Raw genomic sequence first — 25,864 nt, forward strand, 5'->3', positions numbered from 1 at the left:
TTTCCAGCCGGGAGGGCATTTTTTCAGGAGATTCTGCTGTCCCGTTACGCTGCCATTTACCACCAGGCGTGGAAATGGTGTACCGGTCCGATGCCGTGGCCCACCTCCAGGGAGTCGGCCTGGGCCAGGGCCGCCGACAGCCAGGCCTTGGCCTCGGTAACGGTGGCCGCCCAGTCGGCGTGACGCGGGCGCAGCGCCGCCAGCGCGGCGGAGAGTGTGCAGCCGGTGCCGTGGGTGTTTTTGGTCTGCACTCGCGGCGCGGTAAATCGCTGTTCCCCTTCGCGGGTGAAGAGCCAGTCCGGGCTTTCGGCATCGTCGAGATGGCCGCCTTTCATTAATACTGCGCCGCAGCCCAGCGCCAGCAACGCCCGCCCCTGCTCCAGCATTTCGCGCTCGTTGCGCGCATGGGGGGCGTCAAGCAGAGCGGCCGCTTCCGGCAGGTTTGGAGTGATCAGCGACACCTGCGGCAACAATCGTTGACGCAGGGTCTCCACCGCCGAGGCCGACAGCAGCGGATCGCCGCTTTTCGCCAGCATGACGGTATCCAGCACCACATTGGCCACCCGGTAGCGCGCCAGCCGCTCGGCCACGGCTTCCACAATATCGGTCTCCGCCAGCATGCCGATTTTGGTGGTATCGATGCGCACATCGCTGAATACCGAATCGAGCTGCGCCGCCACAAAGTCCGGTTCAATACGATAGACCGACTGCACGCCGCGGGTATTCTGCGCCACCAGGGCGGTGATCGCCGAGCAGCCATAGGCTCCCAGCGCGGAGAAGGTTTTCAGATCGGCCTGGATACCGGCCCCGCCGCTGGGATCGGTGCCGGCGATGGTCAGGGCGTTGATGCGTTTCATCCCTGCACCTCCTGATACAGCGCGTCGAGAAACGCCGGAATAAAGCTGCCTGGGCCTCCCTGACGGGCGGCGATTTCCCCGGCCTGCTTCATTAGCCCGCAGGCGGCGGCCACGTTTTCCAGCCGGTCGCCCGGCAGCGCCGCGCTCGCCGCCACCACCGCCGACAGCGCGCAGCCGGTGCCCACCACCCGGGTCATCAGCGCACTGCCGCCCGCCACGCTGAGCACCCGCTCGCCGTCGGTGACGTAGTCCACCTCGCCGGTGACCGCCACTACGGTACTCAGCTGACGAGCCAGCGCCTGGGCCGCCGGCAGCGCTGCGGCGGCCGTATCGGTGGTATCCACCCCGCGCCCGCCACCGCTCATCCCGGCCAGCGCCAGAATTTCAGAGGCATTGCCGCGAATGGCCGCCGGCTGCAGGGCCAACAGCTCGTGACAAAAGGCCGTGCGCACGGTCAGGGCGCCGACCGCCACCGGATCCAGCGTCCAGGGCTTGCCGGCCTGGCGGGCCTGCTCCACTGCGGCGCGCATGGCCACGGCGCGGTCTGCGGTCAGGGTGCCGACGTTGATTAACAGCGCATCGGCGATGGCGGCGAACTGCGCCGCTTCGCGGGGATCGATCACCATCGCCGGCGAGGCGCCGACGGCCAGCAGAACATTGGCGGTAAAGGTCTGCACCACGTCATTGGTCATGCAGTGCACAAGGGGGGAATGGGCGCGCAGCAGATGGCGCAGGTGCGCGACAGGCGCGGGATTCAGCAGCTCAGGCATGGTTTGCTCCCGCCAGACGAGGTAGAAGCAATGACCCTGCGGTCTCTGACTTCCCTACGCTGGCATTATCCAGATCAGGTGGTACGGGTATTTCTCAGCCTTCAACGAAGAAGGGCACCCCGAGTCAAAATAGTGAAATTGTTAAGCGTTGTGGAATTTACCGCAACTCACCGGTTCATACAACAAGCCTTTAGCCCTGCATACGACACCATCGCGGCCATCATGCTCATCAAGCGACCGGGCAAGATTGCATTCCGCTGCTGGCGGGCGGAAAATGATGACATCATGAGCTAATTAGCCTACTGAGGATATACGCCATGGCCGTTTATCACCATGCGCTGGTACTGATCAACAGCAGTCAGGACGGCGTCCCGCTGCTCGAGCATGCCGCCAGAATGGCAGAAGAGAACGGCATGCGCATCACCATCGCCCACATCAGCACCGACTACCGGGCGCTGAACTATGTTTCCGACAGCCTGCGCGACGATCAGGTCTCGCAGGAGGTGATCCAGGCCAAAGCCCTGCTCAACGAGCTGGCCTGCACCGTCTCCCTGCCGGTGGATACTCTCTCGCTGGTGACCACTCGCCGGTTTGAAGATGTCGAAGCCTGCATTCGACAGCGGCAGATCGATTTAATTATTGCCGGGCACCATAACCGGCTGCTGGGCGTCCTCTCCTCACACTCGCTGGAGTACATCAACCACTTAACCATAGACGTGCTGATCAAGCACCTGCCCTAGCGCAAGGCGGCCTGCAGCAGGGAAAAACAGTCTTCGATAAGCGGCGGCAGCGCCTGCGGCCCGCGCATCAGGGCCACCGTGCGGGTCAACGCCGGCTGCTGCAGCTGGGCGACCTTGAGCGCCGGGTCCTGCAGATGGGTGGTGTACAGCTCCGGCAGAATCGCCACCGCTAAGCGCGAGCGTACCAGGCCATACAGGGTTTCGATATAGTCCACCTGGTAGCGGGTGGTCAGCGTCAGGCGATGGCTCTCCACTAATGCCGCCACCAGCCGCTGGATATTGCCCTTCGAGAACACGGCAATGTCCCGCCCCACCAGCTGTTTCCACGGCAGATGCGCCTGCACGGCCAGCGGATCGTCGCGGTGCAGCACCGCCACGAAGGGATCGTCGCGCAGCGGATAGACCAGCAATTCCGCGGGCAGTGAGCTGTCGATCGCCCCGATGCCGAAATCAATCTCGCCACGCTGCAGCGCCAGGATAAGCGCATCGTTGGTCTGATCGTGAAATTCAATGCGCAGGCGGGGAAAGGCCTGGGCCAGGGTCTGCGGCAGCAGAGGAAACAGCAGCGAACTGACCGACGGCACCAGGCCGATGCGCACCGTCCCGTCGCCGCCCGCCTCGACGATCTGCTGCATATCGAAAAAGGCCGCCTGCGCCACGCTGAGGATCCGCTGGGCGTGGGGTAAAATCGCCGCCCCCAGCTCAGTCAGGGTGACCGCCGAAGCGGTGCGGTTGACCAGCTTGCCGCCGAGCACCGTTTCAATCTGCCGCAGGGCGCTGCTCAGCGCCGGCTGGCTAATCGCCAGCCGACTGGCGGTATCGGTAAAATGGCGCAGCTGGGCCAGGGTGACGAAATACTGAAGCTGTTTAAGTGAGAGCGCGGGCAGCCGCTGCCAGGGTTCTTTCATTATCGGGTTCGCTACGGTGGTCCTGCACAATAACCCGAGCTTATCGGGTGATAAATTTATTCATCTGGGCAAACGTTTGCTGTGCCCCTAGAGTATCCGCATTATCCTTGTGCCGGAGTGGTTATGTCCAGCAATGCTCAAGTCCGCCGTCGCGCCGTGCAGGCCGCGCGCGGCGAATCCCCGTTTGATCTGCTGCTGGTCGATGCGCAGATCGTCGATATGGCCACGGGCGAAATTCGTCCCGCTGACATCGGTATCGTCGGCGAGATGATCGCCAGCGTCCACCCCCGCGGCAGCCGCGCCGACGCCCATGAAGTGCATTCCCTGGCCGGTAGCTACCTGTCGCCCGGCCTGATGGACACCCACGTGCACCTCGAAAGCTCGCATCTGCCACCTGAGCGCTACGCCGAAATCGTCCTCACCCAGGGCACCACCGCGGTGTTCTGGGATCCGCATGAGCTGGCCAATGTGCTCGGCGTCGAGGGCGTGCGCTACGCGGTAGACGCCAGCCGCCACCTGCCGCTGCAGGTGATGGTCGCCGCGCCGTCGAGCGTGCCCTCCACCCCCGGCCTCGAAATGTCCGGCGCCGATTTCGCCGGCGCGGAAATGGAGACCATGCTCGGCTGGCCGGAAGTGCGCGGCGTGGCAGAAGTGATGGATATGCACGGCGTGCTGCACGGCAGCGAGCGGATGCAGGAGATTGTCCAGGCCGGTCTCAACAGCGGCAAACTGATTGAAGGCCACGCCCGCGGCCTGAGCGGCGCCGACCTGCAGGCCTACCTCGCCGCCGGCGTCACCTCCGATCATGAACTGACCTCGGCGGACGACGCGCTGGAAAAACTGCGCGCCGGTCTGACGATCGAGATCCGCGGCTCGCACCCCTATCTGCTGCCGGATATCGTCGCGGCGTTGAAAACGCTGCCGCACCTCTCCTCGCAGATCACCGTCTGCACCGATGACGTGCCGCCGGATATGCTGCTGGAGAAAGGCGGGATCATCGCCCTGCTCAACCTGCTGATCGAGCACGGTTTACCGGCGGTCGACGCGCTGCGTTTCGCCACCCTCAACGCCGCTATTCGTCTGCAGCGCCACGATCTCGGGCTGATTGCCGCCGGGCGGCGCGCCGATCTGGTGGTGTTTGACTCCCTGGAAAAACTGGCGGCCCGCGAAGTCTATGTTGGCGGGGAACGGCTGGCCCAGGCCGGCCGCCTGCTGAAGCCGATCGCCCCGGCGCCGGGCGTAACGCCGCCGCGCGATACCTTACAGATAGCCCCCCTCGCCGCCGATGACTTTATCCTGCGCATCAAGGGCATTCGCCACGGCGTCGCCCGCCTGCGCCATATCCGCGGCGCGCGCTTCACCCAGTGGGGTGAGGTCGAGGTGCAGATCCGCGACGGCCAGGTCCAGCTGCCCGCCGGCTTCACCCTGATCTGGGTCAAGCACCGCCACGGCCGCCATCAGGCGACGCCGCAAATCGCCCTGCTTGAAGGCTGGGGCGAGCTGCGCGGCGCCATCGCCACCAGCTACTCCCACGACTCACACAATCTGGTGGTGCTCGGGCGCGATGCTGAGGATATGGCGCTGGCGGCCAACCAGCTTATCGCCTCCGGCGGCGGGATGGCGCTGGCGCAACAGGGCGAGATCCTCGCCCATGTGGCGATGCCGATTGCCGGCATGCTGTCGGATCTGCCGGCCGTCGAGCTGGCGCGTCAGTTCCGCGAGCTGCGCGATCTGAGCAGCAGAGTCGCTGACTGGGAGCCGCCGTACCGGGTCTTCAAGGCTATTGAAGGCACCTGTCTTGCCTGTAACGCCGGGCCGCATTTAACCGATTTGGGTCTCACCGACGGCGGCAGCCGCCAGATAGTCGACCCGTTGATAGCCTGCCGGGAGACCCCGGCGCCAACGCCTCACAACAATAATCCTCAGGGAGCCTGAGCATGGCCGATAACACACTTCACTCTTCCGCCCGCGATAACTGGCTGGAGCGCCGCTTTGCGCTGCGCTCGCGCGGCGGCACGCTACGCACTGAATGCCTGGCCGGGATCACCGGTTTCCTCGCCGCCGCCTATTTACTGGTGGTCATCCCGGGACTGCTGGCGATCGGCGGGATGGACAAAGGCGCCGCCACCACCGGCACCATTCTGGTCTTCGTCGTCGGTTCGCTGCTGATGGCGTTTTACGCCAACCTGCCGTTTATCGTCGGCCCGGGCATTGGCGGCTCGGTGCTGGTAGGGGTCACGCTGGCAGGTAGCGAGGGGATTGGCTGGCAGACAGGCCTCGGGATCGCCTGCTGGTCAGGGGTTCTCTTCTTCCTGCTGACCCGCTTTGGCCTGCGCGAAGTGGTCACCCGCTCGGTGCCACAGTCGATCAAGCTGGGGCTGACGGCCTCCATCGGCCTGTTTGTCGCCGTTCTCGGCTTTCGCAACGCCGGGCTGGTGCTCGCCAATGCGAAAACCAACGCCCTGATGCTCGGCGACTTTCTCGCCCCCAGCGCGCTGGTGGCGCTGTGCGGCCTGTTCCTGGCGATAGCCCTGCAGGCGCGTAAGGTGCCGGGCGCCATTTTGTGGGCCATTCTGTGCGCTACCCTGGTGGGGATCCCGTTCGGCGTGACCAAACTGCCGACGCATTTTATCGATGTCCCCCACTCGCTGGCGCCGGTGCTGGGACAGGTCGACCTGCTGGGGGCGTTAAACATCGCCTTCCTGCCGTTCCTGTTCGTCTTTTTCGCTTCTGAGTTTTTCTCCACCATGGGGACGACGCTGGCGGTGGGCGGCGAGGCAGGTCTGCTGGATGAAGAAGGCAACATGCCGCAGATTAATCGCCCGTTTATGGTCGATTCGATTGCTGCGGCGCTCGGCCCGTGGGTGGGGATTCCGGCGGCAACGGCGCTAATCGAGTCATCTGCGGCAGCGGAAGCCGGCGGCAAAACCGGCCTCACCGCGCTGTCGGCAGCGGTGATGTTCCTGCTGATGCTGCTGTTCACGCCGGTGGCGCTGATGATCCCGAAGGAGGCCACCGCCCCGGCGCTGATCCTGATCGGCCTGAACATGTTCAGCGGCCTGCGCAAAGTGGATCTCGGCAACTTCACCGACGGCCTGCCGGTGCTGATGATGGTGATGATCACCCTCATCGCCAACAGCTTCGGCACCGGTATCGCCGGCGGGCTGCTGTTTTACATTGTGATCAAGGCCATCGCCGGCAAGTGGCGGGAAATCCCGATTGGCCTGTGGGTGCTGGCCGTCCCGCTGGTCTACTACTTCGCGACCTTAGTCAGACATTAAGCCCTTCACAATGTGCTTTCACCTCTTCATATAACAAACGCACCGCGGCAGAGAGCTGCTTGCGGTGCGGACAAATCAGGTTCAACGGCACCATATCCCCCTGGTAACGCGGTAGCAGGCGCCGCAGGCGGCCCGCCCGCAGATCGTCGCTGACGTCGAGCATCGATTTATAGGCAATGCCCTCCCCGGCCACCGCCAGCCGCCGGATCACCTCCGCGTCGTCGCTCATCACCGTGCCGGAGACCTTCTGCTGCTGAACTTCTCCGTCGAGGCTCAGTGACCAGCGGTCGAACGGGCGGCCGCGCAAAATGTAGATCAACGCATTGTGCTGGCCGAGCTCCTGAAGGGTCTGCGGCTCGCCGTGGCGGGCGATCCACTCTGGGGAGGCCACCAGCACCCGACGATTTTCCGGCGCCACCGGCAGCGAAATAAACGAGGCGTCATCGTTATTGCCATAGCGAAACGCGACGTCCACCGGATCTTTAAACACGTCGGTCAGCTGGTCGGAAAAGAGCAGCCGCAGGCGCAGCGCCGGATGGCGTTGCCGAAAGTCGCGGAACAAGGTCAGGAGCAGGTTACGCCCGAGGTCTGACGGCACGGCAATCTGCAGCATGCCGCGAATTTCATCATCTGGGGTCTGGATCTTCTGCAGGCCGGCCTCGAGGGTATCGAGCATCTGGGTGGCATACGGCAGCCAGGTCTCCCCCTCCGGCGTCAGGCGCAGGCTGCGGGTCGAGCGGGCGAACAGGCGAATATTGAGGATCGTCTCCAGACGTTTAATCGCCGCGCTCACCTGCGCCGGCTGCTGCCCCGCCTCGCGCGCGGCGTCGCTAAAACTGCCCAGTGCCGCGGCGCGGACAAATAAGGTCAGATCTTCCAACCTGAACATGCCGATTCTCCCCTGCTTCAGATTGCTCCCAAAATACGCATCACCGTCGCTGCAACGCAAGCGGCGCCGGACTTGCGCCGTGTTTTGCTTACACTTTTTAAAAATCCAGTGCTTGCCATTTCAGCAACGCATCAGGAATGATACGAGGCTGCTATTTTGAGTCCAGGTAATATTGAGGAAATTATGCGTAAAACAAAAATGATGCTTCTGGGCGTACTCCTTGCCACCGCTGGCGCCAGCTGGACGGCTTCTGCCGCGGGGATCGAACAGTATGCGCTGAAAGAGTTCACCGCCGACTTCACCCAGTTTCACATTGGCGACACCGTTCCGGCGATGTACCTTACCCCGGAATACAACATCAAAGGCTGGCAGCAGCGTAATCTTCCCGCGCCGGACGCCGGCAGCCACTGGACCTATATGGGCGGTAACTACGTGCTGATCACCGACACCGAAGGCAAAATCCTCAAGGTGTACGATGGCGAGATCTTCTATCATCGCTGATCCGCTTAATATCCGCATCCGCCCCGGCGAACCAGCGGACTCTCCGGCGCTGCGCCAGCTCTTCCTGCGGGCGCGCAGTGTGTCGTGGACCTGGCTTCCCTCCACGACGTGGCGGCTGGAAGATTTCGATGCCGCCACCGCGGATGAACAGCTGTGGGTCGCGGAATGCGACGGCCTGCCGGTGGGCTTTGCCGCCGTATGGACCGCCGATAATTTCCTTCACCATCTGTTCGTCGACCCGGACTGGCAGGGCAAACATATCGGCAGCGCGCTGCTGGCGCAGGTCGAACGGACCTTTACCGCCAGCGGGACGCTGAAGTGCCTGATGGAAAATAAAAACGCCCTGCGCTTCTACCAGCGTCACGGCTGGACCATCGAAGCACAGGGCGCCTCGCCCGAGGGCAGATACTGGCTGATGCGCTCGCCGCGGCCTTAAACGGCGCGGAAGGCAATCTCACCCGGGATCACTTCTCCCTGCCAGTACATCTGGGCCGCCACCCGGCCCGCCAGCTGGCGGTAAATGTCGGTAAATTCGCTTTCCGGACGCGCCACCACCGTCGGCGTGCCGTTATCCAGATCTTCCCGCAGCGTAATATGCAGCGGCAGCTGGCCCAGCAGCTGGGTGTGGTATTTCTCGGCCAGTTTTTGCGCGCCGCCGGTGCCGAAGATCGGCTCGTGGTGCCCGCAGTTGCTGCAGATATGCATGCTCATGTTTTCCACGATCCCCAGCACTGGCACTTCCACTTTCTCGAACATCACGATGCCCTTTTTGGCGTCGATCAGCGCGATGTCCTGCGGCGTGGTGACCACCACCGCGCCGGTGACCGGAATGTTCTGCGCCAGCGTCAGCTGAATGTCGCCAGTGCCCGGCGGCATATCCAGCACCAGGTAATCCAGATCCGGCCACAGGGTCTCCTGCAGCATCTGCATCAGCGCCTTGCTGGCCATCGGGCCGCGCCAGACCATGGCGTTGTCGTCAGTCACCAGGTAGCCGATGGAATTGGTGGCCAGCCCGTACTTCATGATCGGCGCCATATGGGTGCCGTCCGGCGAGGTCGGGCGGCTGTCTTCCGCGCCAAGCATGGTGGGAATCGACGGGCCGTAGATATCGGCATCCAGAATGCCCACCTTCGCCCCTTCCGCGGCGAGTGCCAGCGCCAGGTTTACCGCCGTGGAGGATTTACCGACGCCGCCTTTCCCGGAGCTGATGGCGATAATGTTCTTCACGCCGTTGATCCCGGGCTGGTTTTTCACGCGCTTGAGGGTGGCGATGCTGTGGGTCAGCTTCCAGTCGATAGCCTTCGCGCCAGTGATGCGCAGCAGCTCGGCGCTGCACTGCTCTTTCAGCGCTTCGAAGGCGCTGCTCCAGACGAACGGCATCTGCAGCTCAATATGAATGGTATCATCCAGCCAGGCGACATGGTGCAGCGCCTTGAGGGTGGTGAGGTTATGCTTCAGGGTTGGGTGCTGGAAATTGGCCAGCGTCCCGGCGACCATCGCACGTAGGCGCTCGGGGGATTTGGCCTGGGATTGCGAATTCATCCCGACTCCTTTGTTGTTTTGAGATGCTTTCAGTAATCACAGAGTTTATCACAGGTAAGGATTATCCATATATGGGCAGCCATTTATGGCGCACCCACAGCCCTTTTGGTAATATCGGAAGCCCTTTTTACAACAGAAGATGTAATGCTCACTATGACTCAAGTCGCGAAGAAAATTCTGGTAACGTGCGCCCTGCCGTACGCCAACGGCTCCATCCACCTCGGCCACATGCTGGAGCACATCCAGGCTGATGTCTGGGTCCGTTACCAGCGAATGCGCGGCCATGAAGTCAACTTCATCTGCGCCGACGACGCCCACGGCACGCCGATTATGCTCAAGGCGCAACAGCTCGGTATCACTCCGGAGCAGATGATTGGCGAGATGAGCCAGGAGCATCAGACCGATTTTGCCGGCTTCGACATCAGCTACGACAACTATCACTCGACGCACAGCGATGAGAACCGCGAGCTGTCGGAGCTGATCTACACTCGTCTGAAAGAGAACGGCTTTATCAAAAACCGTACCATCTCTCAGCTCTACGATCCGGAAAAAGGCATGTTCCTGCCGGACCGTTTTGTGAAAGGCACCTGTCCGAAGTGTAAATCTCCAGACCAGTACGGCGATAACTGCGAAGTGTGCGGCGCGACCTACAGCCCTACCGAGCTTATCGACCCGAAATCGGTGGTCTCCGGCGCCACGCCGGTGATGCGTGACTCCGAACATTTCTTCTTCGACCTGCCGTCATTCAGCGAAATGCTGCAGGCGTGGACCCGCAGCGGCGCGCTGCAGGAGCAAGTGGCGAACAAAATGCAGGAGTGGTTTGAGTCCGGCCTGCAGCAGTGGGACATCTCCCGCGATGCGCCGTACTTCGGCTTCGAAATTCCGAACGCGCCGGGCAAATACTTCTACGTCTGGCTGGACGCGCCGATCGGCTACATGGGCTCCTTCAAGAACCTGTGCGACAAGCGCGGCGACACCACCAGCTTCGACGAATACTGGAAGAAAGACTCCACGGCCGAGCTGTATCACTTTATCGGCAAGGACATCGTCTACTTCCACAGCCTGTTCTGGCCGGCGATGCTGGAAGGCAGCCAGTTCCGTAAGCCGACCAACCTGTTCGTGCACGGCTACGTGACGGTCAACGGCGCGAAGATGTCCAAGTCGCGCGGCACCTTTATCAAGGCCAGCACCTGGCTGAAACACTTTGATGCCGACAGCCTGCGCTACTACTACACCGCCAAGCTCTCTTCGCGCATCGATGATATCGACCTTAACCTGGAAGACTTTATCCAGCGCGTGAATGCCGACATCGTCAACAAGGTGGTTAACCTCGCCTCGCGCAACGCCGGCTTTATCAGCAAGCGTTTTGACGGCGTGCTGGCCGCTGAGCTGGCCGACCCGGCGCTGTACAAAACCTTCACCGACGCGGCGGAAAGCATCGGCGAAGCGTGGGACAGCCGCGAGTTCGGTAAGGCCATCCGCGAAATCATGGCGCTCGCCGACGTGGCCAACCGCTATGTCGATGAGCAGGCGCCGTGGGTGGTGGCGAAACAGGAAGGCCGCGACGCCGACCTGCAGGCCATCTGCACCATGGGTCTGAACATGTTCCGCGTGCTGATGACCTGGCTGAAACCGGTCCTGCCGCAGCTGGCCGCGCGTGCGGAAGCGTTCCTCAACAGCGAGCTGAGCTGGGACGCCATTCAGCAGCCGCTGCTGGCGCACAAGGTCAATCCGTTTAAGGCGCTGTACAACCGCATTGAGATGAAACAGGTCGAAGCCCTGGTTGAAGCGTCAAAAGAAGAGGTGAAAGCCGCAGCTGCGCCAGTGACCGGCCCGCTGGCGGACGATCCGATTCAGGACACCATCACCTTTGATGATTTCGCCAAAGTCGATCTGCGCGTGGCGCTGATTGAGAACGCGGAATTTGTTGAAGGCTCCGACAAGCTGCTGCGCCTGACGCTGGATCTGGGCGGCGAGAAACGTAACGTCTTCTCCGGCATCCGCTCCGCTTATCCGGATCCGCAGCCGCTGATTGGCCGCCTGACGGTGATGGTCGCCAACCTGGCGCCGCGCAAAATGCGCTTCGGTATCTCGGAAGGGATGGTGATGGCCGCCGGCCCTGGCGGGAAGGATATCTTCCTGTTAAGCCCTGACGACGGCGCCAGGCCGGGTCAGCAGGTGAAATAACAAAAAAGCCGGAGAGTATCTCCGGCTTTTTTTTGCCCGGCGGCGCTGCGCTTGCACGGGCCTACGGGTTATGTAGACCGGGTAAGGCGAAACCGCCACCCGGCAAAAATCACGGTTTCGGGTGATGCACCCGCTGGGTCAGCCCGCGCAGGAAATTGCGCAGAAACTGGTCGCCGCACTCGCGGTAGTTTTTGTGGTCAGGCGATCGCATCATGGCGGTCACTTCCGGCACCGACACGCGGTATTTCTGCTCGCTCATGATCGCCACAATATCGTCCGTTTTCAGCGCGAAGGCGATCCGCAGCTTTTTCAGCACCGTGTTGTTATTCACCCGACGCTCCAGCGCTAACTCCGGCGCCGAATCGTCTTTGCCGCGCTTATCATAGATCAGGCCGTTGAGGAAACCCGACAGAATAATGTCCGGGCAGCGGACAAAGCCCTCTTCATCCTCTTTCGTGGTCCAGGTGTCGAAGCTGGCGGAGGTGGATTCCATAGCGGATAGCGCAAGAATGCGCACCATATCGTTATTATTGACTTTCAGGGTGTAGCGCAGGCTACGAAGAATATCATTACTGAGCATGAGTGCCTTTTACTGTCGATGATGCAATGGGGCGCAGTGTAGCAGCTTTACAGGCCAATCGCCTCTTTCAGGCTTTTTAAATAGCGTCGGCTCACTGGCACCGTTTGCCCGGCGCGCATTAGCAGCTCCGCCTGACCATTCTCCTCCAGGCGAATCTCCTTCAGGTGCGCCATATTCACCAGATACTGGCGATGGCAGCGCAGCAGCGGCGTGCGGCTCTCAAGGGTGCGCAGGGTCAGCTCGGTAAACCCTTCCTTGCCCTCGCGGTCGGTCACGTAGATGCCGCTCATCCGGCTGCTGACGAAGGCTACATCCTCCATCTGCAGCAGCCAGATACGGCTGTGACCGGTACAGGGTATGTATTTCAGCGTCTGCTGAGCATCATCCAGCAGCGACACATCCTGCAGATTACGCTCCTGGCGCAGGCGGGCGAGGGTTTTCTCCAGCCGGGCAGCTTCAATCGGCTTAAGCAGATAATCAAAAGCGTGCTCCTCAAAGGCTTTCACCGCGTATTCATCAAAGGCGGTGAGAAACACAATATAGGGGCGGTGCTCCGGGTCGAGCATCCCGACCATCTCCAGACCGCTGATGCGCGGCATCTGGATGTCGAGAAACAACACGTCGGGACGCAGCTTATGTACCGCGCCAATCGCCTCCACCGCGTTGCCGCACTCGCCGACGATCTCGATATCGCGCTGTGTCTCCAGCAATATACGCAGGTTTTCCCGCGCCAGCGGCTCATCATCGACGATCAATACTCTCAGCATGCATTCTCCTCCAGGGGCAGACGTAGGGTGACACGGGTAAAGCGCTCCGGCTCGCAGGTGACGCTGATGCCGCAGTCGGCGCCAAAACGCGCCCGCAGCCGCCTGTCCACCAGATTCATCCCCAGCCCGCTGGCCTGAGGGTTGGCCTGGTACAGCCCGGCGTTATCTTCGATATCCAGCTGCAGCCAGCGATCGTCCTGGCTGGCGCGAATGGTAATTTCGCCGACGCCTAGATGCTGCGATGTGCCATGCTTAATGGCGTTCTCCACGATCGGCTGCAGGGTAAAGGCCGGCAGCTGGTGATGCGCCAGCCCTTCCGGCACCGCCATCTGGATCTGCAGGTTAGCCTGAAAGCGGGCCTTCTCAATCTGCAGATAGGCGTTAACATGCTCTATCTCATCGGCGAGGGTGACGATTTCCGTCGGCCGCTTCAGGTTCTTGCGAAAGAAGGTCGACAGATACTGCACTAGCTGGCCGGCCTGCTCGCTGTCGCGACGGATCACCGCCTTCAGGGTGTTGAGCGCGTTAAACAGGAAGTGCGGGTTAACCTGGGCATGCAGGAGCTTGATTTCGGATTGCGTCAGCAGCGCCTTCTGCCGCTCGTACTGCCCGGCGAGGATCTGCGCCGACAGCAGCTGAGCAATACCCTCTCCGAGGGTGCGGTTGATCGAACTGAACAGACGGTTTTTCGCCTCATACAGTTTGATGGTGCCGATCACCCGCTGGTTCTCACCGCGTAAGGGGATCACCAGCGTCGATCCCAGCTTACAGTGCGGATGAATCGAGCAGCGGTAGGGCACCTCGTTGCCGTCGGCATACACCACCTCCCCGGTCTCAATCGCCCGTTGCGTATACGACGAGGAGATAGGTTTGCCCGGCAGATGGTGGTCGTCGCCGATGCCGGTAAACGCCAGCAGCTTGTCGCGATCGGTGATCGCCACCGCGCCGATATCCAGCTCCTGGATAAGTACCTGGGCCACCTTCATGCTGTTCTCTTCGTTGAACCCCTGACGCAGGATCCCCTCGGTGGACGCCGCCACCTTCAGCGCCGTGGCGGAAAAAGCGGAGGTGTACTTCTCGAACATCGCCCGCTTGTCCAGCAGAATGCGCATAAACAGCGCCGCACCGACGGTATTGGTCACCATCATCGGCGCGGCAATGCTCTGCACCAGATGCAGGGCGTCCTGGAACGGGCGGGCAATCAGCAGAATGATCATCATCTGCACCAGCTCGGCCACGAAGGTGATCGCCCCGGCGGTGAGCGGGCTAAAGACTTTGTCCGGCCGGCCGCGTTTGACCAGCACGCTGTGCACCAGACCACCCAGTAGCCCCTCGACGATGGTGGAGACCATACAGCTTAAGGCGGTCATCCCCCCCAGCGAGTAGCGGTGCAGGCCGCCGGTCAACCCCACCAGCCCGCCGACCACCGGGCCGCCGAGCAGGCCGCCCATCACGGCGCCGATGGCGCGGGTATTGGCGATAGAGTCTTCGATATGCAGACCAAAATAGGTCCCCATAATGCAAAAAATGGAGAAGGTGACGTAGCACAGCAGCTTGTGCGGCAGGCGAACGGTGACTTGCATCAGGGGGATAAACAGTCGGGTTTTGCTCATCAACCACGCGATGACCAAAAATACGCACATCTGCTGAAGCAGCAGCAACACCAGATCAAACTCGTACATACCCGCAAACCACACATTTCAGAAAGCGCGTACCATACCCTGACTGGCGAAAACTTTCTTTGAAGCCCTGCATAAAAATGAAAAATGACGGGCAGGATCACACTTTTTTGCGGCGCGTTGCTCAGCCAAAGCGGCAAAAAGCCCGGCGCGGCGCGCTAAACCGCAATTAATGTTTCATTAACACCTGCGCTTCACCGTATAATCCCCCTGTTAACATCAGGAGCCTATTATGAAGCCAGCGAAAATCGCGGTCGTCACTCTCTTCTTACTTATGGCCATCGGCGGGATCAGCGGCGTAATGCTGGCCGGCTATTCCTTTATTGTGCGTGGCGGTGTCGGCTGATCCAGCGGGTCAGACGCTCAAACGCGCGGTCGACAATGATCGCCGCCAGCGCCACCAGTAGCGCCCCCTGCACAATATAGGCGGTATTAAACCCGCTCAGGCCGATGATGATCGGCGTCCCAAGCGTATTGGCCCCCACCGTCGAGGCTATCGTCGCGGTACCAATATTGACGATGACCGAGGTGCGGATCCCCGCCAGGATCACCGGGGCCGCCAGCGGCAGCTCCACCTTATACAGACGCTGCCAGCCGGTCATTCCCATCCCTTCTGCCACATCTGACACGCCCGACGGTATCGATCCCAGCCCGGCCAGCGTCCCCTGCAGCACCGGCAGTATGCCATACAGCGCGAGGGCGATCAGCGCCGGCAGCCAGCCAAAGCCCAGCACCGGTACCGCCATCGCCAGCACCGCCACCGGCGGAAAGGTCTGCCCGATAGCGGCGATGGTCTCCACCAGCGGACGAAACGCGCTGCCCGCGGGCCGGGTAACCGCCACCCCTGCCCCCAGCCCGACGGCGGTTGCCACGAGGCTGGATACCACTACCAGCCAGCCGTGATCGAGAGTGAGCGCCCAGAAGCTCTCCTGCTGGTAAACCGGCCGCGGCAGCTCCGGAAACAGCCGGCTGAACAGCGGCGCGCTGTAGGGTAGCCCCATCAGCAGGCCGATGAACAGCGCGATAAGCCACCACAACGGCTCACGAAGCGCCTTCATGACTCGCCTCCTGGCGCAGCAGATCGGCAAAATGCAGCGTGCCGCAGGGCTGCCCCTCGGCATCCACCACCGGCAGCGCCTCGCAGCGCCGGGCGACAAACTGCGATAGCGCTTCCCGCAGGGTCATGGTGACGATCAGCCCCTCGCCCGCCAGCCGCTCGTCGGGGCGCAGATAGTCCCGCACCTCACGCAGCGACAGCAGGCGCACGCCCAGCTCGCTGCGGCCAAAAAAGGTCTGCACAAAGCTATTCTCTGGCCGCAGGAGCATCGCCAGCGGCGCCCCCTGCTGGACCACCTCGCCACCGTCCATCAGCACCAGGTGGTCCGCCAGACGCAGCGCTTCGTCAATATCATGGGTCACCAGGACAATCGTCCGCCCCAGCAGGCGGTGAATGCGCAGCATCTCCTGCTGCAGCGCCTCGCGGGTCACCGGGTCGAGAGCGCCGAAGGGTTCATCCATCAGCAGCACCTCCGGGTCTGCCGCCAGCGCCCGCGCCACCCCGACCCGCTGCTGTTGGCCGCCGGAAAGCTGATGGGGGTAGCGGTCGCGCAGCGTCGCCTCCAGCCCCAACAGCGCCATCAGCTCGTCGACCCGGTCGGCGATCCTCGCCCGCGGCCATTTTTGCAGCTGCGGCACGGTGGCGATATTCTGCGCCACCGTCCAGTGGGGAAACAGGCCGATAGACTGGATGGCATAGCCCATCCGTCGCCGCAGGGTCAGGAGCGGCTGCTGGCGGATGTCTTCGCCGGCAAAGCGAATCATGCCCCGGTCCGGCTCCAGCAGGCGGTTGATCATTTTCAGCGTCGTCGACTTGCCCGAGCCGGAGGTTCCCACCAGCACCGAAAAGGCGCCTTCGCGCAGCTCCAGGGTCAGGTCCTTCACCGCCGGGTGGCCGGCAAACGCTTTGCTGACCCCTTGAAACTCAATCATTGGCCTCTCCTTTTAGCCAGGCGCCCCACAGGGCGAACAGAGCATCCACCACCACCGCCAGGGCAATGGTCGGTATCACGCCCAGCAGCACCAGATCCAGCGCGCTGCTCAGCAGCCCCTGAAATACCAGCGCGCCAAAGCCACCGGCGCCGATCAGCGCCGCCACCACCGCCATGCCGACGGTTTGCACGCTGACCACCCGCAGGCTGCGCAGCAGCACCGGCATCGCCAGCGGGAGCTGCACCTGGCGAAAGCGCTGCCCGGCGCTCATGCCCATCGCCGTCGCGCTCTCCAGCGCATCCTGCGGCACCTGCTGCAGGCCGGTCACCACCCCACGCACCAGCGGCAGCAGCGCATACAACGTCAGGGCAATCAGGGCCGGCGCCACGCCGGTCCCGGAGACGCCCAGCTCGCCCAGCGCCGGAAAATAGCGCGCCACACCGGCAAGCGGGGCAATCAGCAGGCCGAACAGCGCCACCGACGGGATAGTCTGGATCACATTGAGCACAGTGAAGGCCGGCGCCTGCCAGCGCGGACGCCGCCAGAGCCATACCCCCAGCGGCAGGCCGATCAGCAGGCCCGGCAGCAGGGTGCCAAACAGCAGAAGCAGATGCTGGCGCAGAGCGTCGTCAAACACCTCCTGGCGGTTGGCATACTCTTTCAGCAGCGAGAGCTGATCGAGCGCCCCGGCGGCGAGCAGGATGATGGGCAGAAGCCAGACTTGCGCATTGAGCAGCCAGCGCCACAGCGGCCGGGCGGTAAGATGACGAATGGCCTCGCTGGCCAGCAGCAGGCAGAGCGCCAGCGACAGCCACAGGCCGCTGCCGGGCGAGGTGCGCGCCAGCGGCGAGCCGTGCCGGGAGAGCTCAAGCGCCGCCTGGCCGCTGCCCCAGATAAGCAGCGGGAAGAGCAGTTCGGCCAGCAGCAGATGGAGAAGCGGCGCGACCCTGCCCGGCAGCCAGCAGAGCAGGATCCCGGCGAGGGCTGCCGCCAGCTGAACGCCGGCGAGCCAGGGCATCACCTGCCACAGCCCGCGCCCTTCCCCGGAGAGTAAGCGATTCGGCGCGTAAGTGATAAACGGCAGCGCCAGCGTAACCAGCAGCAGGCCTGTCAGCAGCAGGCCGACGCGGTGAGTACAGCGAATGGTCACCGGTGGCTTACTTCAGCAGGCCTTTCTGCTGCAGATAATCTGCCGCCACGCGCTTCGCATCCTGGCCTTCCACCGCGATGCGGGCGTTCAGCTGCTGCAGGGTCTTTTCATCGAGGCTGGCGAAGACCGGCTTCAGCCAGTCGGCGATCTGCGGGTAGGCTTTCAGCACCGTCTCGCGCACCACCGGCGTTGGGGCGTAAATCGGCTGCACGCCCTGCGGGTCGCTCAGCGTCTGTAATCCCAGGGCCGCCACCGGGCCGTCGGTGCCGTAGGCCATCGCCGCGTTGACGCCGGAGGTCTGCTGCGCCGCCGCTTTGATGGTCACCGCCGTATCGCCCCCGGCCAGCGACAGCAGCTGGTTCTGGTTAAGTTTGAAGTCATACGCTTTTTCAAACGCCGGCAGCGCGTCCGGGCGTTCAATAAACTCCGCCGAGGCCGCCAGCTTAAATTCGCCGCCCTGCTGCAGATAGCGGCTGAGGTCGGCCAGCGAAGTCAGGTGATTTTTCTCCGCCAGCTCCTGACGCACGGCGATGGTCCAGGTGTTGTTGGCCGGCGCCGGGGTAAGCCATACCAGCTGATGTTTCTCCTGATCCAGGCGCTTCACCTTCTCATAGCCCTGCTGGGCATTTTTCCATGCCGGGTCGTTTTCATCTTTAAAGAAAAAAGCGCCATTGCCGGTATATTCCGGGTAGATATCCAGCTCGCCGGCGACAATCGCCCCGCGCACCACCGGCGTGGTGCCGAGCTGGATTTTGTTAATCGTTTTGACGCCGTGGCTTTCCAGCACCTGCTGGATCATATTACCGAGCAGCGCCCCTTCGGTATCAATTTTCGAGCCGACCTTCACCGGCTCCGCCGCCTGCAGCGGCATACTTATCAGGGCGGCCAGCGCCAGCGCGCCGGACCATTTCGTCGCCATCTTCATCCCGCATCCCTCAGTTCTTTTGCGCTTCGCTTACAGAAGCTTAAGAGAAAAGCGTAGTCCATTTGCCAGCGATACGAAAAAGAAAAGGCCGATTAATCGGCCTTTTAAGTGTGACGTTGGGCTTAAGGGCTATGCCTTACAACAGCTCAAACTCGCTCTGCTTCACGCGGGCGGAGTCCACGCCGATAAAGACATTGAATTTGCCCGGCTCAGCGACGTATTTCATCTGCTGGTTCCAGAACTTCAGCGCGTCGACGTCGATCGGGAAGCTGACGGTTTGCGTTTCGCCCGGCTTGAGGTTGACCTTTTTAAAGCCGCGCAGCATTTTCACCGGCCGGCTCATGGAGGCGGTGACGTCCTGCAGATACAGCTGAATGACCGTCGCCCCTTCGCGTTTGCCGGTGTTGGTCACCTGCACGCTGGCGGTCACGCTGCCGTCGCGCGGCAGGGTGGCCGACGACATGGTGACATCGGAGACGCTAAAGGTGGTATAGCTCAGGCCGTAGCCAAACGGGTACAGCGGGCCGTTGGCTTCATCGAAGTAGCGCGAGGTGTACTTGTTCGGCTTCTCAGGATTATACGGACGACCGGTATTCAGGTGGCTGTAGTAGGTTGGGATCTGCCCCACCGAGCGCGGGAAGGACATCGGCAGCTTGCCCGACGGGTTATAGTCGCCAAACAGCACGTCGGCGATGGCATGCCCGCCTTCGGTGCCGGCAAACCAGGTCTCCAGCAGCGCATCGGCTTGCTGATCCTCTTTCACCAGCGCCAGCGGACGGCCGTTCATCAGCACCAGCACCAGCGGTTTGCCGGTGGCCTTGAGGGCGGCAATCAGGTTGCGCTGGCTCTGCGGCAGGGTGATGTCGGTCCGGCTGGAGGCCTCATGGGCCATGCCCTGCGCCTCGCCCACTACGGCAACCACCACGTCGGATTGCTTCGCCGCCGCGACGGCTTCGTCGATCATTTCCTGCGGCGAGCGCGGGTCAACCTGCACCGCGTTCTCATACAGGTTGAGGAAATCGACAATGCCTTTGTCGTCGGTAACGTTCGCCCCTTTGGCGTAAATCACTTTGCCGTTATCGCCCAGCGCTTCTTTGATGCCGGTCAGGACGGTCACCGACTGGTCGGCCACGCCCGCTGCCGACCAGCTGCCCATCATGTCGCGTTTGCTGTCCGCCAGCGCGCCCACCACCGCGATAGTGCCGGATTTTTTCAGCGGCAGCGTATCAAGCCGGTTTTTCAGCAGCACCAGGCTCTCGTGGGCGACTTCCCGCGCCTCTTTACGATGCAGACGGCTTTCTGCGTTGGTGTCCTGCGGGTCAGAATCTTTTGGCCCCAGGTGGCTGTACGGATCGTTGAACAGCCCCATATCATATTTGACGTTAAGCACGTGACGGGTGGCGTCATCCAGCTCGGCCATGGTCACCTTGCCGGACTTCACCAGCCCCGGCAGGTACTTGCTGTAATACTCGTCGCTCATGCTCATGTTGATGCCGGACTTGAGCGCCACGCGCACCGCGTCTTCCGGGTCGGAGGCCACGCCGTGCTTGATCAGCTCTTTAATGGCGCCGTGGTCGGAGACCGTAATGCCTTTAAAGCCCCACTGGTCGCGCAGGACATCTTTCAGCAGCCAGGAATCGGCGGTCGCCGGGGTGCCGTTCAGCGAGTTCAGGGCCACCATCACCGCGCCGCTGCCGGCATCCAGCCCGGCTTTATACGGCGGCATATAGTCGTTGAACAGGCGCTGCGGGCTCATGTCGACCGTGTTGTACTCTTTCCCGCCCTCCACCGCGCCGTAGGCGGCGAAGTGCTTGACGCTGGTCATCACCGAATAGCGGTCCGCCGGGCTTTTGCCCTGCATCGACTCCACCATCGCCTGACCCATCATCGTGGTCAGATAGGTGTCTTCCCCGAACCCTTCGGAAGCGCGTCCCCAGCGCGGGTCGCGGGAGACGTCGACCATCGGCGCCCAGGTCATATTCAGCCCGTCATCGGCAGCTTCATAAGCTGACACCCGGCCCACGGTCTTCACCGCGTCAAGGTTAAACGACGAGGCCAGGCCGAGGCTTATCGGGAACACGGTACGCTGGCCGTGCAGCACATCGTAGGCAAAGAACAGCGGGATTTTCAGGCGGCTGAGCTGCATCACCTGATCCTGCATAACGCGGATATCCGGCCGGGTAACGGTATTAAAAATCGCCCCCACCTGACCGTTTTTGATCATTTCACGGATCGCCTCTTTGGGGTTATCCGGGCCGACGCTTATCAGACGCAGCTGGCCGATTTTCTCGTCTACGGTCATTTTTTTCAGCAGGTCGGTGACAAAAGCATCCCGCGCCTGCGGGGTCAGGGGGTGGTTACCAAACAGTTCATCCGCCAGCGCGGGTTGCAGCGCCAGACTCACGGCGACGCCTACAGTGCAGAGCCATTTCATTGTTATCTCGCTTTTTCTCAGACGGGGACTCGGTAAAACATAATAAAAACCGCAGTTTGCCATATATATAAACAACGCGCCCGCAGAATGCTAAGGTTCTTCTCTGATTTTTGCGAAACATTCATGCATCAAATTGTCATACAAAGCGCTATGCTTATCCTCGATATTTCGCGCACCACCACAAGGAGTGGAACATGTCATCTGCACCCACTAACACCAATAAAACGTTTCTGGCTGACCTCGCGCGCCTGGTTGGCCCTTCGCATCTGCTGACCGACCCGGCAAAAACCCAGCGCTACCGCAAAGGCTTCCGCTCCGGTCAGGGCGAGGCGCTGGCGGTTGTCTTTCCCGGCACCCTTTTGGAACTCTGGCGCGTGCTCAACGCCTGCGTCGACGCCGATAAAATCATTCTGATGCAGGCGGCCAACACCGGCCTGACCGAAGGCTCCACCCCCAACGGCAATGATTACGATCGCGAGATCGTGATTATCAGCACCCTGCGCCTGGATAAACTGCATCTGCTGGACAAAGGCGAGCAGGTGCTGGCCTGGCCCGGCACCACGCTCTACTCACTGGAAAAAGCGCTGAAACCGCTGGGGCGCGAGCCGCACTCAGTGATCGGCTCATCGTGCATCGGCGCGTCGGTGATCGGCGGGATCTGCAACAACTCCGGCGGTTCCCTGGTGCAGCGCGGGCCGGCCTACACCGAGATGTCGCTGTTCGCACAGATTGACGCCGACGGCAAGCTGAAGCTGGTCAACCATCTGGGCATCGATCTCGGCAGTACGCCGGAGCAGATCCTCAGCCGACTCGACGACGAGCGGATCAGTGATAGCGATGTGCTGCACGATGGCCGCCACGCCCACGATCACGACTATGTTACCCGCGTGCGCGATGTCGATGCCGACACCCCGGCACGCTACAACGCTGACCCGGACCGCCTGTTCGAATCCTCCGGCTGCGCCGGCAAGCTGGCGGTTTTCGCCGTGCGTCTCGATACCTTCCCGGCGGAAAAGCGCCAGCAGGTGTTTTACATTGGCACCAACCAGCCGCAGGTATTGACCGAGATCCGCCGCCATATCCTCGCCGAGTTCCAGCATCTGCCGGTGGCCGGGGAATATATGCACCGCGATATTTACGATATCGCCGAGAAGTATGGCAAAGACACCTTCCTGATGATCGACAAGCTCGGCACCGACAAAATGCCGTTCTTCTTCACCATGAAGGGGCGCACCGACGCGATGCTGGAGAAAGTGTCGCTGTTTAAACCGCACTTTACCGACCGCTTTATGCAGAAGCTCGGCCACGTCTTCCCGGCGCATTTACCGGAGCGGATGAAAACCTGGCGCGACAAATATGAACACCATCTGCTGCTGAAGATGGCCGGCGACGGCATCGAAGAAGCACAGCGCTGGCTGACGGAATACTTCCAGCAGGCCGAGGGAGATTTCTTCGCCTGTACGCCAGAAGAAGGCAGCAAGGCATTCCTCCACCGCTTTGCCGCCGCCGGCGCGGCGATCCGCTATCAGGCGGTGCATGCCGACGAAGTCGAAGATATTCTGGCGCTGGATATCGCCCTGCGCCGCAACGATACCGAGTGGTTCGAACATCTGCCGCCGGAGATCGACAGCCAGCTGGTGCACAAGCTCTACTATGGCCACTTTATGTGTCATGTGTTCCATCAGGATTACATCGTCAAGAAAGGGGTCGATGCCCATGCGCTGAAGGAGCAGATGCTGGAGTTGCTGAAAGCGCGCGGCGCCCAGTACCCGGCGGAGCATAACGTGGGTCATCTGTATGAAGCGCCGGAGAGCCTGCAGCAGTTCTATCGCCAGAACGATCCGACCAACAGCATGAACCCGGGGATTGGTAAAACCAGTAAGCAGAAATATTGGGGTGAAGCGGCCCCGGCGCCGGTCTCCCCGGCGGATCCGCAATAATCGGCGGCAGGGCTATTCAGCCTGGCGCTTCTGTATTACGCTGCACGCCGGAGAATGTCTCTCCGGCAGATTCAGGAGCGCCGCCATGCCCGCAGAGGCCCCGTTACTCGACAGTGATTTAGAAATTCGTGAAGCGCTGCCCGACGATGCGCACGCCATCGCCGCGCTGTATGTCTGGCACGTGCTTAATGGCCGCGCCTCCTTCGAAGAGATCCCCCCCACCGTTGACGAAATGCGTAAACGGATCCAGACCGTGCGCGATAACGGGCTGCCCTGGCTGGTCGCGCTGTGGCGCGGGGCTATCGTCGGCTACTGCTACGCCACTTTCTATCGCCCGCGCCCGGCCTATCGCTATACCCTCGAGGAATCGATCTACGTGGAATCCGGAATGGGCGGGCGCGGCATCGGCAGCGCGCTGCTGTCGCGGCTGATCGCCGAATGCGAGAAAGGCCCGTGGCGGCAGATGCTGGCGATCATCGGCGATGGCCATAACAATGCCGGCTCGCTGGCGATCCATAAAAAGTTCGGTTTTACCGTGGCGGGTCAGCTGCGCAGCGTCGGCTATAAGATGGGCGACTGGCGGGATACGTTGATTATGCAGCGCGCGCTGGGTGACGGCGACTGGACGCTCCCGGAGTAATATTCGGCGTCAAATCCCCGGCTCGCGGCGTAAACGCCTCAGCCGGGCTACCGTTCAGCGCGGTTCCCCAGGCCGGCTAAGGCGTCAGCCGCCATCCGCCACAACCACCGGCACTCGGCCTGATTGCCCGGCGGCGCTGCGCTTGCCGGGCCTGCGAAGGGGGCGAACCCAGCGCCAAATCACCCAGGCCGGATAAGACGTCAGCCGCCATCCGGCACAAACACCGGCAATCGGCCTGATTGCCCGGCGGCGCTGCGCTTGCCGGGCCTACGAAGGGGGCGAACCCGGCGCCAAATCACCCAAGCCGGATAAGGCGTCAGCCGCCATCCGGGGGATGTGCAGGTTAATCGTTCTGCGCGGTCTGGGCGCCGCCTTTCAGCATCGCCTCCGCCATCTGCGCTTCGCGCTGCTTCTTATAGCTCAGCGCCGAAGCCGGCACCGGCATCACCTTCCCGGTCTCGATCCACGTGCGCAAACGGCTGGCGTCGGCAAAGTGGGTATATTTGCCGAAGGCATCCATCACCACCAGCGCCACCGGGCGTTGGTTGATCACCGTGCGCATAATCAGGCAGTGGCCGGCGGCGTTGGTGAAGCCGGTTTTGGTCAGCTGGATGTTCCAGTTGTCGCGATACACCAGATGGTTAGTGTTGCGGAACGGCAGGCTGTAGGCCGGATGGGCAAAGGTGGCGGTCTCTTCTTTGGTGGTGCTCAGCTGGCCGATCAGCGGGTACTGCTCGCTGGCGATCAGCAGTTTGGTCAGATCGCGGGCGGTGGAGACGTTATGCACTGACAGTCCGGTGGGCTCCACGTAGCGGGTATGGGTCATACCCAGCGCCTGCGCTTTGGCGTTCATCGCGCGAATAAAGGCGTCGTAGCCGCCAGGATAGTGATGCGCCAGGCTGGCGGCCGCACGGTTCTCGGAAGACATCAGCGCCAGCAGCAGCATATCGCGGCGGCTGATTTGGCTGTTGAGACGCACGCGCGAGTAAATCCCCTTCATTTCCGGGGTATGGCTGATATCCACCGTCAGCATCTCATCCAGCGGCAGATGGGCATCGAGCACCACCATGGCGGTCATCACCTTGGTGATCGACGCCATCGGGCGCACCAGATCCGGCTGGCTGGCGTAGATGATTTTTTTGGTGGCCAGATCGACGATCATGGCGCTGCCGGAAGCGATGTCCGGCTGCGAGGCGGTCACCGCCGCGGAGGTTTTTGCTAACGCCTGGGGCGCAAAAGGCACAGCCATCAGCAAGGTCAGGCTGAGCAAAGAGACTCGAAATTTCGGCATCATGGGCATTCTGAAAAGTATTTTTGCACGTTATGCAACGTACGCCGCGAGGTTAAGTGGGCAACTTCGCTGGCAAACGCCATCATACCGCGCTGTAAGGCCCTGTGCCTAATAAGAATCGTGAAGAAATGCTGCATTGCCGACATAAAATACATATTTGCCGGCAATGCATATTGACCCGCTACGTCCGATCAGAAGAGTCGGTAGCCATACCCCCACAGCACCACGGTGATCGCCAGCAGGACTTCCAGCACCAGCACCCCGATGGCCAGGGTTGAGCTGGCGAAACTGAGCCCCTCTTCCCGGTTAATGCTCAGGAAGGTCGGGATCCCGAGATAGAGCAGATAGCCAGTATAGAACAGGGCAATGGTACCGATCAGCGCGCATAGCCAGACCAGCGGATAGAGCGCCACAATCCCGCTCAGGAACAGCGGTGTGGCCACATAGCCGGCAAATACCATGCAGCGTTTCAGGGAAGGCTGCTGTGGATACTGCCTGGCCATCCACCAGATGACCCGCCCCATGATCGCCACCCCGGCGAGCATCACGGCATAAAACAGCACCGCCAGCGCCAGCCCGGTCAACATCGACAGTTTAATAATAGTGCCGTCGCCGAAGTTCCAGCCCAACTGCGTGGTGCCGATAAAGGCGCAAACCACCGGAACCGCCGCCATCAGCAGCACATGGTGCGTATAGTGATGAGAAATGGTTTCATTCTCGCTCTTAATCACGCTCATCTCCCGGTTGGGATGAGCGAAGAGCCCCCAGACATGGTTCATAGCGTCCCCCTTGTC

Annotated in this window: 24 protein-coding genes and 1 riboswitch; of the genes, 9 read left to right on the forward strand and 15 right to left on the reverse strand. The window is 61.8% G+C overall.

The window, feature by feature from the left end:
* Positions 1-56 precede the first annotated feature (56 nt).
* Entirely contained in the window at positions 57-857 is an 801-nt protein-coding gene (gene thiD / locus GT756_RS17185) for a bifunctional hydroxymethylpyrimidine kinase/phosphomethylpyrimidine kinase (protein WP_009307429.1), read from the reverse strand.
* Complete coding sequence (thiM, locus tag GT756_RS17190; protein ID WP_004201581.1) at positions 854-1,627, reverse strand: hydroxyethylthiazole kinase; 774 nt, start codon at positions 1,625-1,627, stop codon at positions 854-856. The genes thiD and thiM overlap by 4 nt, the downstream gene beginning before the upstream one ends.
* 34 nt (positions 1,628-1,661) lie before the next feature.
* Positions 1,662-1,759: riboswitch (TPP riboswitch) on the reverse strand.
* Between the two features lie 185 nt (positions 1,760-1,944).
* Here thiM and GT756_RS17195 point away from each other — a divergent pair.
* Complete coding sequence (locus GT756_RS17195) at positions 1,945-2,367, forward strand: universal stress protein (RefSeq protein ID WP_017899346.1); 423 nt, start codon at positions 1,945-1,947, stop codon at positions 2,365-2,367.
* Here GT756_RS17195 and GT756_RS17200 read toward each other — a convergent pair.
* Positions 2,364-3,278, reverse strand: a complete 915-nt coding sequence (locus tag GT756_RS17200) for a LysR family transcriptional regulator (RefSeq protein WP_174562447.1) — start codon at positions 3,276-3,278, stop codon at positions 2,364-2,366. The two genes, GT756_RS17195 and GT756_RS17200, sit on opposite strands and share 4 nt — an antisense overlap.
* A 120-nt stretch (positions 3,279-3,398) precedes the next feature.
* Between GT756_RS17200 and GT756_RS17205 the strand changes: the two genes are divergently transcribed.
* On the forward strand, positions 3,399-5,210 hold the full coding sequence (locus GT756_RS17205) for an adenine deaminase (RefSeq protein ID WP_160124953.1): 1,812 nt from the start codon (positions 3,399-3,401) through the stop codon (positions 5,208-5,210).
* Between the two features lie 2 nt (positions 5,211-5,212).
* On the forward strand, positions 5,213-6,556 hold the full coding sequence (locus GT756_RS17210) for an NCS2 family permease (protein WP_004201588.1): 1,344 nt from the start codon (positions 5,213-5,215) through the stop codon (positions 6,554-6,556).
* Here the strand turns inward: GT756_RS17210 and GT756_RS17215 are convergent.
* On the reverse strand, positions 6,546-7,445 hold the full coding sequence (locus GT756_RS17215) for a LysR family transcriptional regulator (protein WP_004201589.1): 900 nt from the start codon (positions 7,443-7,445) through the stop codon (positions 6,546-6,548). The genes GT756_RS17210 and GT756_RS17215 overlap by 11 nt on opposite strands.
* A 183-nt stretch (positions 7,446-7,628) precedes the next feature.
* Here GT756_RS17215 and GT756_RS17220 point away from each other — a divergent pair, with 183 nt between their 5' ends.
* Both GT756_RS17220 and GT756_RS17225 read left to right on the forward strand, forming a co-directional pair.
* A complete protein-coding gene (locus tag GT756_RS17220) occupies positions 7,629-7,946 on the forward strand; it encodes an RcnB family protein (protein ID WP_017899344.1) in 318 nt (105 codons plus the stop codon).
* Positions 7,921-8,382 carry a GNAT family N-acetyltransferase gene (locus GT756_RS17225; protein WP_043520347.1) on the forward strand — a complete coding sequence of 154 codons (462 nt, stop codon included), beginning with the start codon at positions 7,921-7,923 and terminating at the stop codon, positions 8,380-8,382. Before GT756_RS17220 ends, GT756_RS17225 begins: the two co-directional genes overlap by 26 nt.
* Here GT756_RS17225 and apbC read toward each other — a convergent pair.
* Complete coding sequence (apbC, locus tag GT756_RS17230; protein WP_004201592.1) at positions 8,379-9,488, reverse strand: iron-sulfur cluster carrier protein ApbC; 1,110 nt, start codon at positions 9,486-9,488, stop codon at positions 8,379-8,381. The two genes, GT756_RS17225 and apbC, sit on opposite strands and share 4 nt — an antisense overlap.
* A gap of 153 nt (positions 9,489-9,641) precedes the next feature.
* Between apbC and metG the strand changes: the two genes are divergently transcribed.
* Positions 9,642-11,675, forward strand: coding sequence for a methionine--tRNA ligase (gene metG / locus GT756_RS17235; RefSeq protein WP_004201594.1), 2,034 nt, complete (start codon positions 9,642-9,644; stop codon positions 11,673-11,675).
* A 109-nt stretch (positions 11,676-11,784) separates the two neighbouring features.
* Here the strand turns inward: metG and GT756_RS17240 are convergent, their stop codons facing one another.
* The 3 genes from GT756_RS17240 to GT756_RS17250 are packed head-to-tail and all read right to left on the reverse strand — an operon-like array spanning position 11,785 to position 14,704.
* Positions 11,785-12,255 (reverse strand): DUF1456 family protein, encoded by a 471-nt coding sequence (locus GT756_RS17240; protein WP_049092378.1) that lies wholly within the window; start codon positions 12,253-12,255, stop codon positions 11,785-11,787.
* Positions 12,256-12,302: 47 nt separating this feature from the next.
* On the reverse strand, positions 12,303-13,022 hold the full coding sequence (gene btsR, locus GT756_RS17245; RefSeq protein WP_004144215.1) for a two-component system response regulator BtsR: 720 nt from the start codon (positions 13,020-13,022) through the stop codon (positions 12,303-12,305).
* Positions 13,016-14,704, reverse strand: a complete 1,689-nt coding sequence (locus GT756_RS17250; RefSeq protein ID WP_004201596.1) for a sensor histidine kinase — start codon at positions 14,702-14,704, stop codon at positions 13,016-13,018. Before GT756_RS17250 ends, btsR begins: the two co-directional genes overlap by 7 nt.
* A gap of 229 nt (positions 14,705-14,933) precedes the next feature.
* Between GT756_RS17250 and GT756_RS17255 the strand changes: the two genes are divergently transcribed.
* Positions 14,934-15,047: a protein YohO gene (locus GT756_RS17255; protein WP_002912762.1), complete on the forward strand. Its 114-nt coding sequence runs from the start codon at positions 14,934-14,936 to the stop codon at positions 15,045-15,047.
* Here the strand turns inward: GT756_RS17255 and GT756_RS17260 are convergent.
* The 5 genes from GT756_RS17260 to bglX all read right to left on the reverse strand — a co-directional run bounded on the left by GT756_RS17260 (position 15,022) and on the right by bglX (position 21,199).
* Positions 15,022-15,759: an ABC transporter permease gene (locus tag GT756_RS17260; RefSeq protein WP_017899339.1), complete on the reverse strand. Its 738-nt coding sequence runs from the start codon at positions 15,757-15,759 to the stop codon at positions 15,022-15,024. The two genes, GT756_RS17255 and GT756_RS17260, sit on opposite strands and share 26 nt — an antisense overlap.
* Complete coding sequence (locus tag GT756_RS17265) at positions 15,743-16,690, reverse strand: ABC transporter ATP-binding protein (RefSeq protein ID WP_017899338.1); 948 nt, start codon at positions 16,688-16,690, stop codon at positions 15,743-15,745. Before GT756_RS17265 ends, GT756_RS17260 begins: the two co-directional genes overlap by 17 nt.
* Entirely contained in the window at positions 16,683-17,840 is a 1,158-nt protein-coding gene (locus GT756_RS17270) for an ABC transporter permease (protein WP_160124954.1), read from the reverse strand. Before GT756_RS17270 ends, GT756_RS17265 begins: the two co-directional genes overlap by 8 nt.
* 7 nt (positions 17,841-17,847) lie before the next feature.
* Positions 17,848-18,765 (reverse strand): ABC transporter substrate-binding protein, encoded by a 918-nt coding sequence (locus tag GT756_RS17275; RefSeq protein WP_049092377.1) that lies wholly within the window; start codon positions 18,763-18,765, stop codon positions 17,848-17,850.
* Between the two features lie 136 nt (positions 18,766-18,901).
* Positions 18,902-21,199 (reverse strand): beta-glucosidase BglX, encoded by a 2,298-nt coding sequence (gene bglX, locus GT756_RS17280; RefSeq protein WP_160124955.1) that lies wholly within the window; start codon positions 21,197-21,199, stop codon positions 18,902-18,904.
* 194 nt (positions 21,200-21,393) lie between these two features.
* On the opposite strand from bglX, the gene dld reads away from it, so the two are divergent.
* Together dld and GT756_RS17290 are read left to right on the forward strand one after the other, a co-directional pair.
* Positions 21,394-23,139, forward strand: a complete 1,746-nt coding sequence (gene dld, locus GT756_RS17285) for a D-lactate dehydrogenase (RefSeq protein WP_004201602.1) — start codon at positions 21,394-21,396, stop codon at positions 23,137-23,139.
* A gap of 85 nt (positions 23,140-23,224) precedes the next feature.
* Positions 23,225-23,779 carry a GNAT family N-acetyltransferase gene (locus GT756_RS17290; protein ID WP_002912829.1) on the forward strand — a complete coding sequence of 185 codons (555 nt, stop codon included), beginning with the start codon at positions 23,225-23,227 and terminating at the stop codon, positions 23,777-23,779.
* A 343-nt stretch (positions 23,780-24,122) separates the two neighbouring features.
* Here the strand turns inward: GT756_RS17290 and pbpG are convergent, their stop codons facing one another.
* Together pbpG and GT756_RS17300 are read right to left on the reverse strand one after the other, a co-directional pair.
* Positions 24,123-25,073 carry a D-alanyl-D-alanine endopeptidase gene (gene pbpG / locus GT756_RS17295; protein ID WP_170921485.1) on the reverse strand — a complete coding sequence of 317 codons (951 nt, stop codon included), beginning with the start codon at positions 25,071-25,073 and terminating at the stop codon, positions 24,123-24,125.
* Between the two features lie 188 nt (positions 25,074-25,261).
* On the reverse strand, positions 25,262-25,849 hold the full coding sequence (locus GT756_RS17300; protein ID WP_004201605.1) for a Yip1 family protein: 588 nt from the start codon (positions 25,847-25,849) through the stop codon (positions 25,262-25,264).
* Between the last annotated feature and the right edge of the window lie 15 nt (positions 25,850-25,864).

Origin of the sequence: Klebsiella sp. Q2, assembly GCF_009900705.1 — a bacterium.
GTDB classification, from domain to species: Bacteria; Pseudomonadota; Gammaproteobacteria; order Enterobacterales; family Enterobacteriaceae; genus Klebsiella; species Klebsiella quasipneumoniae.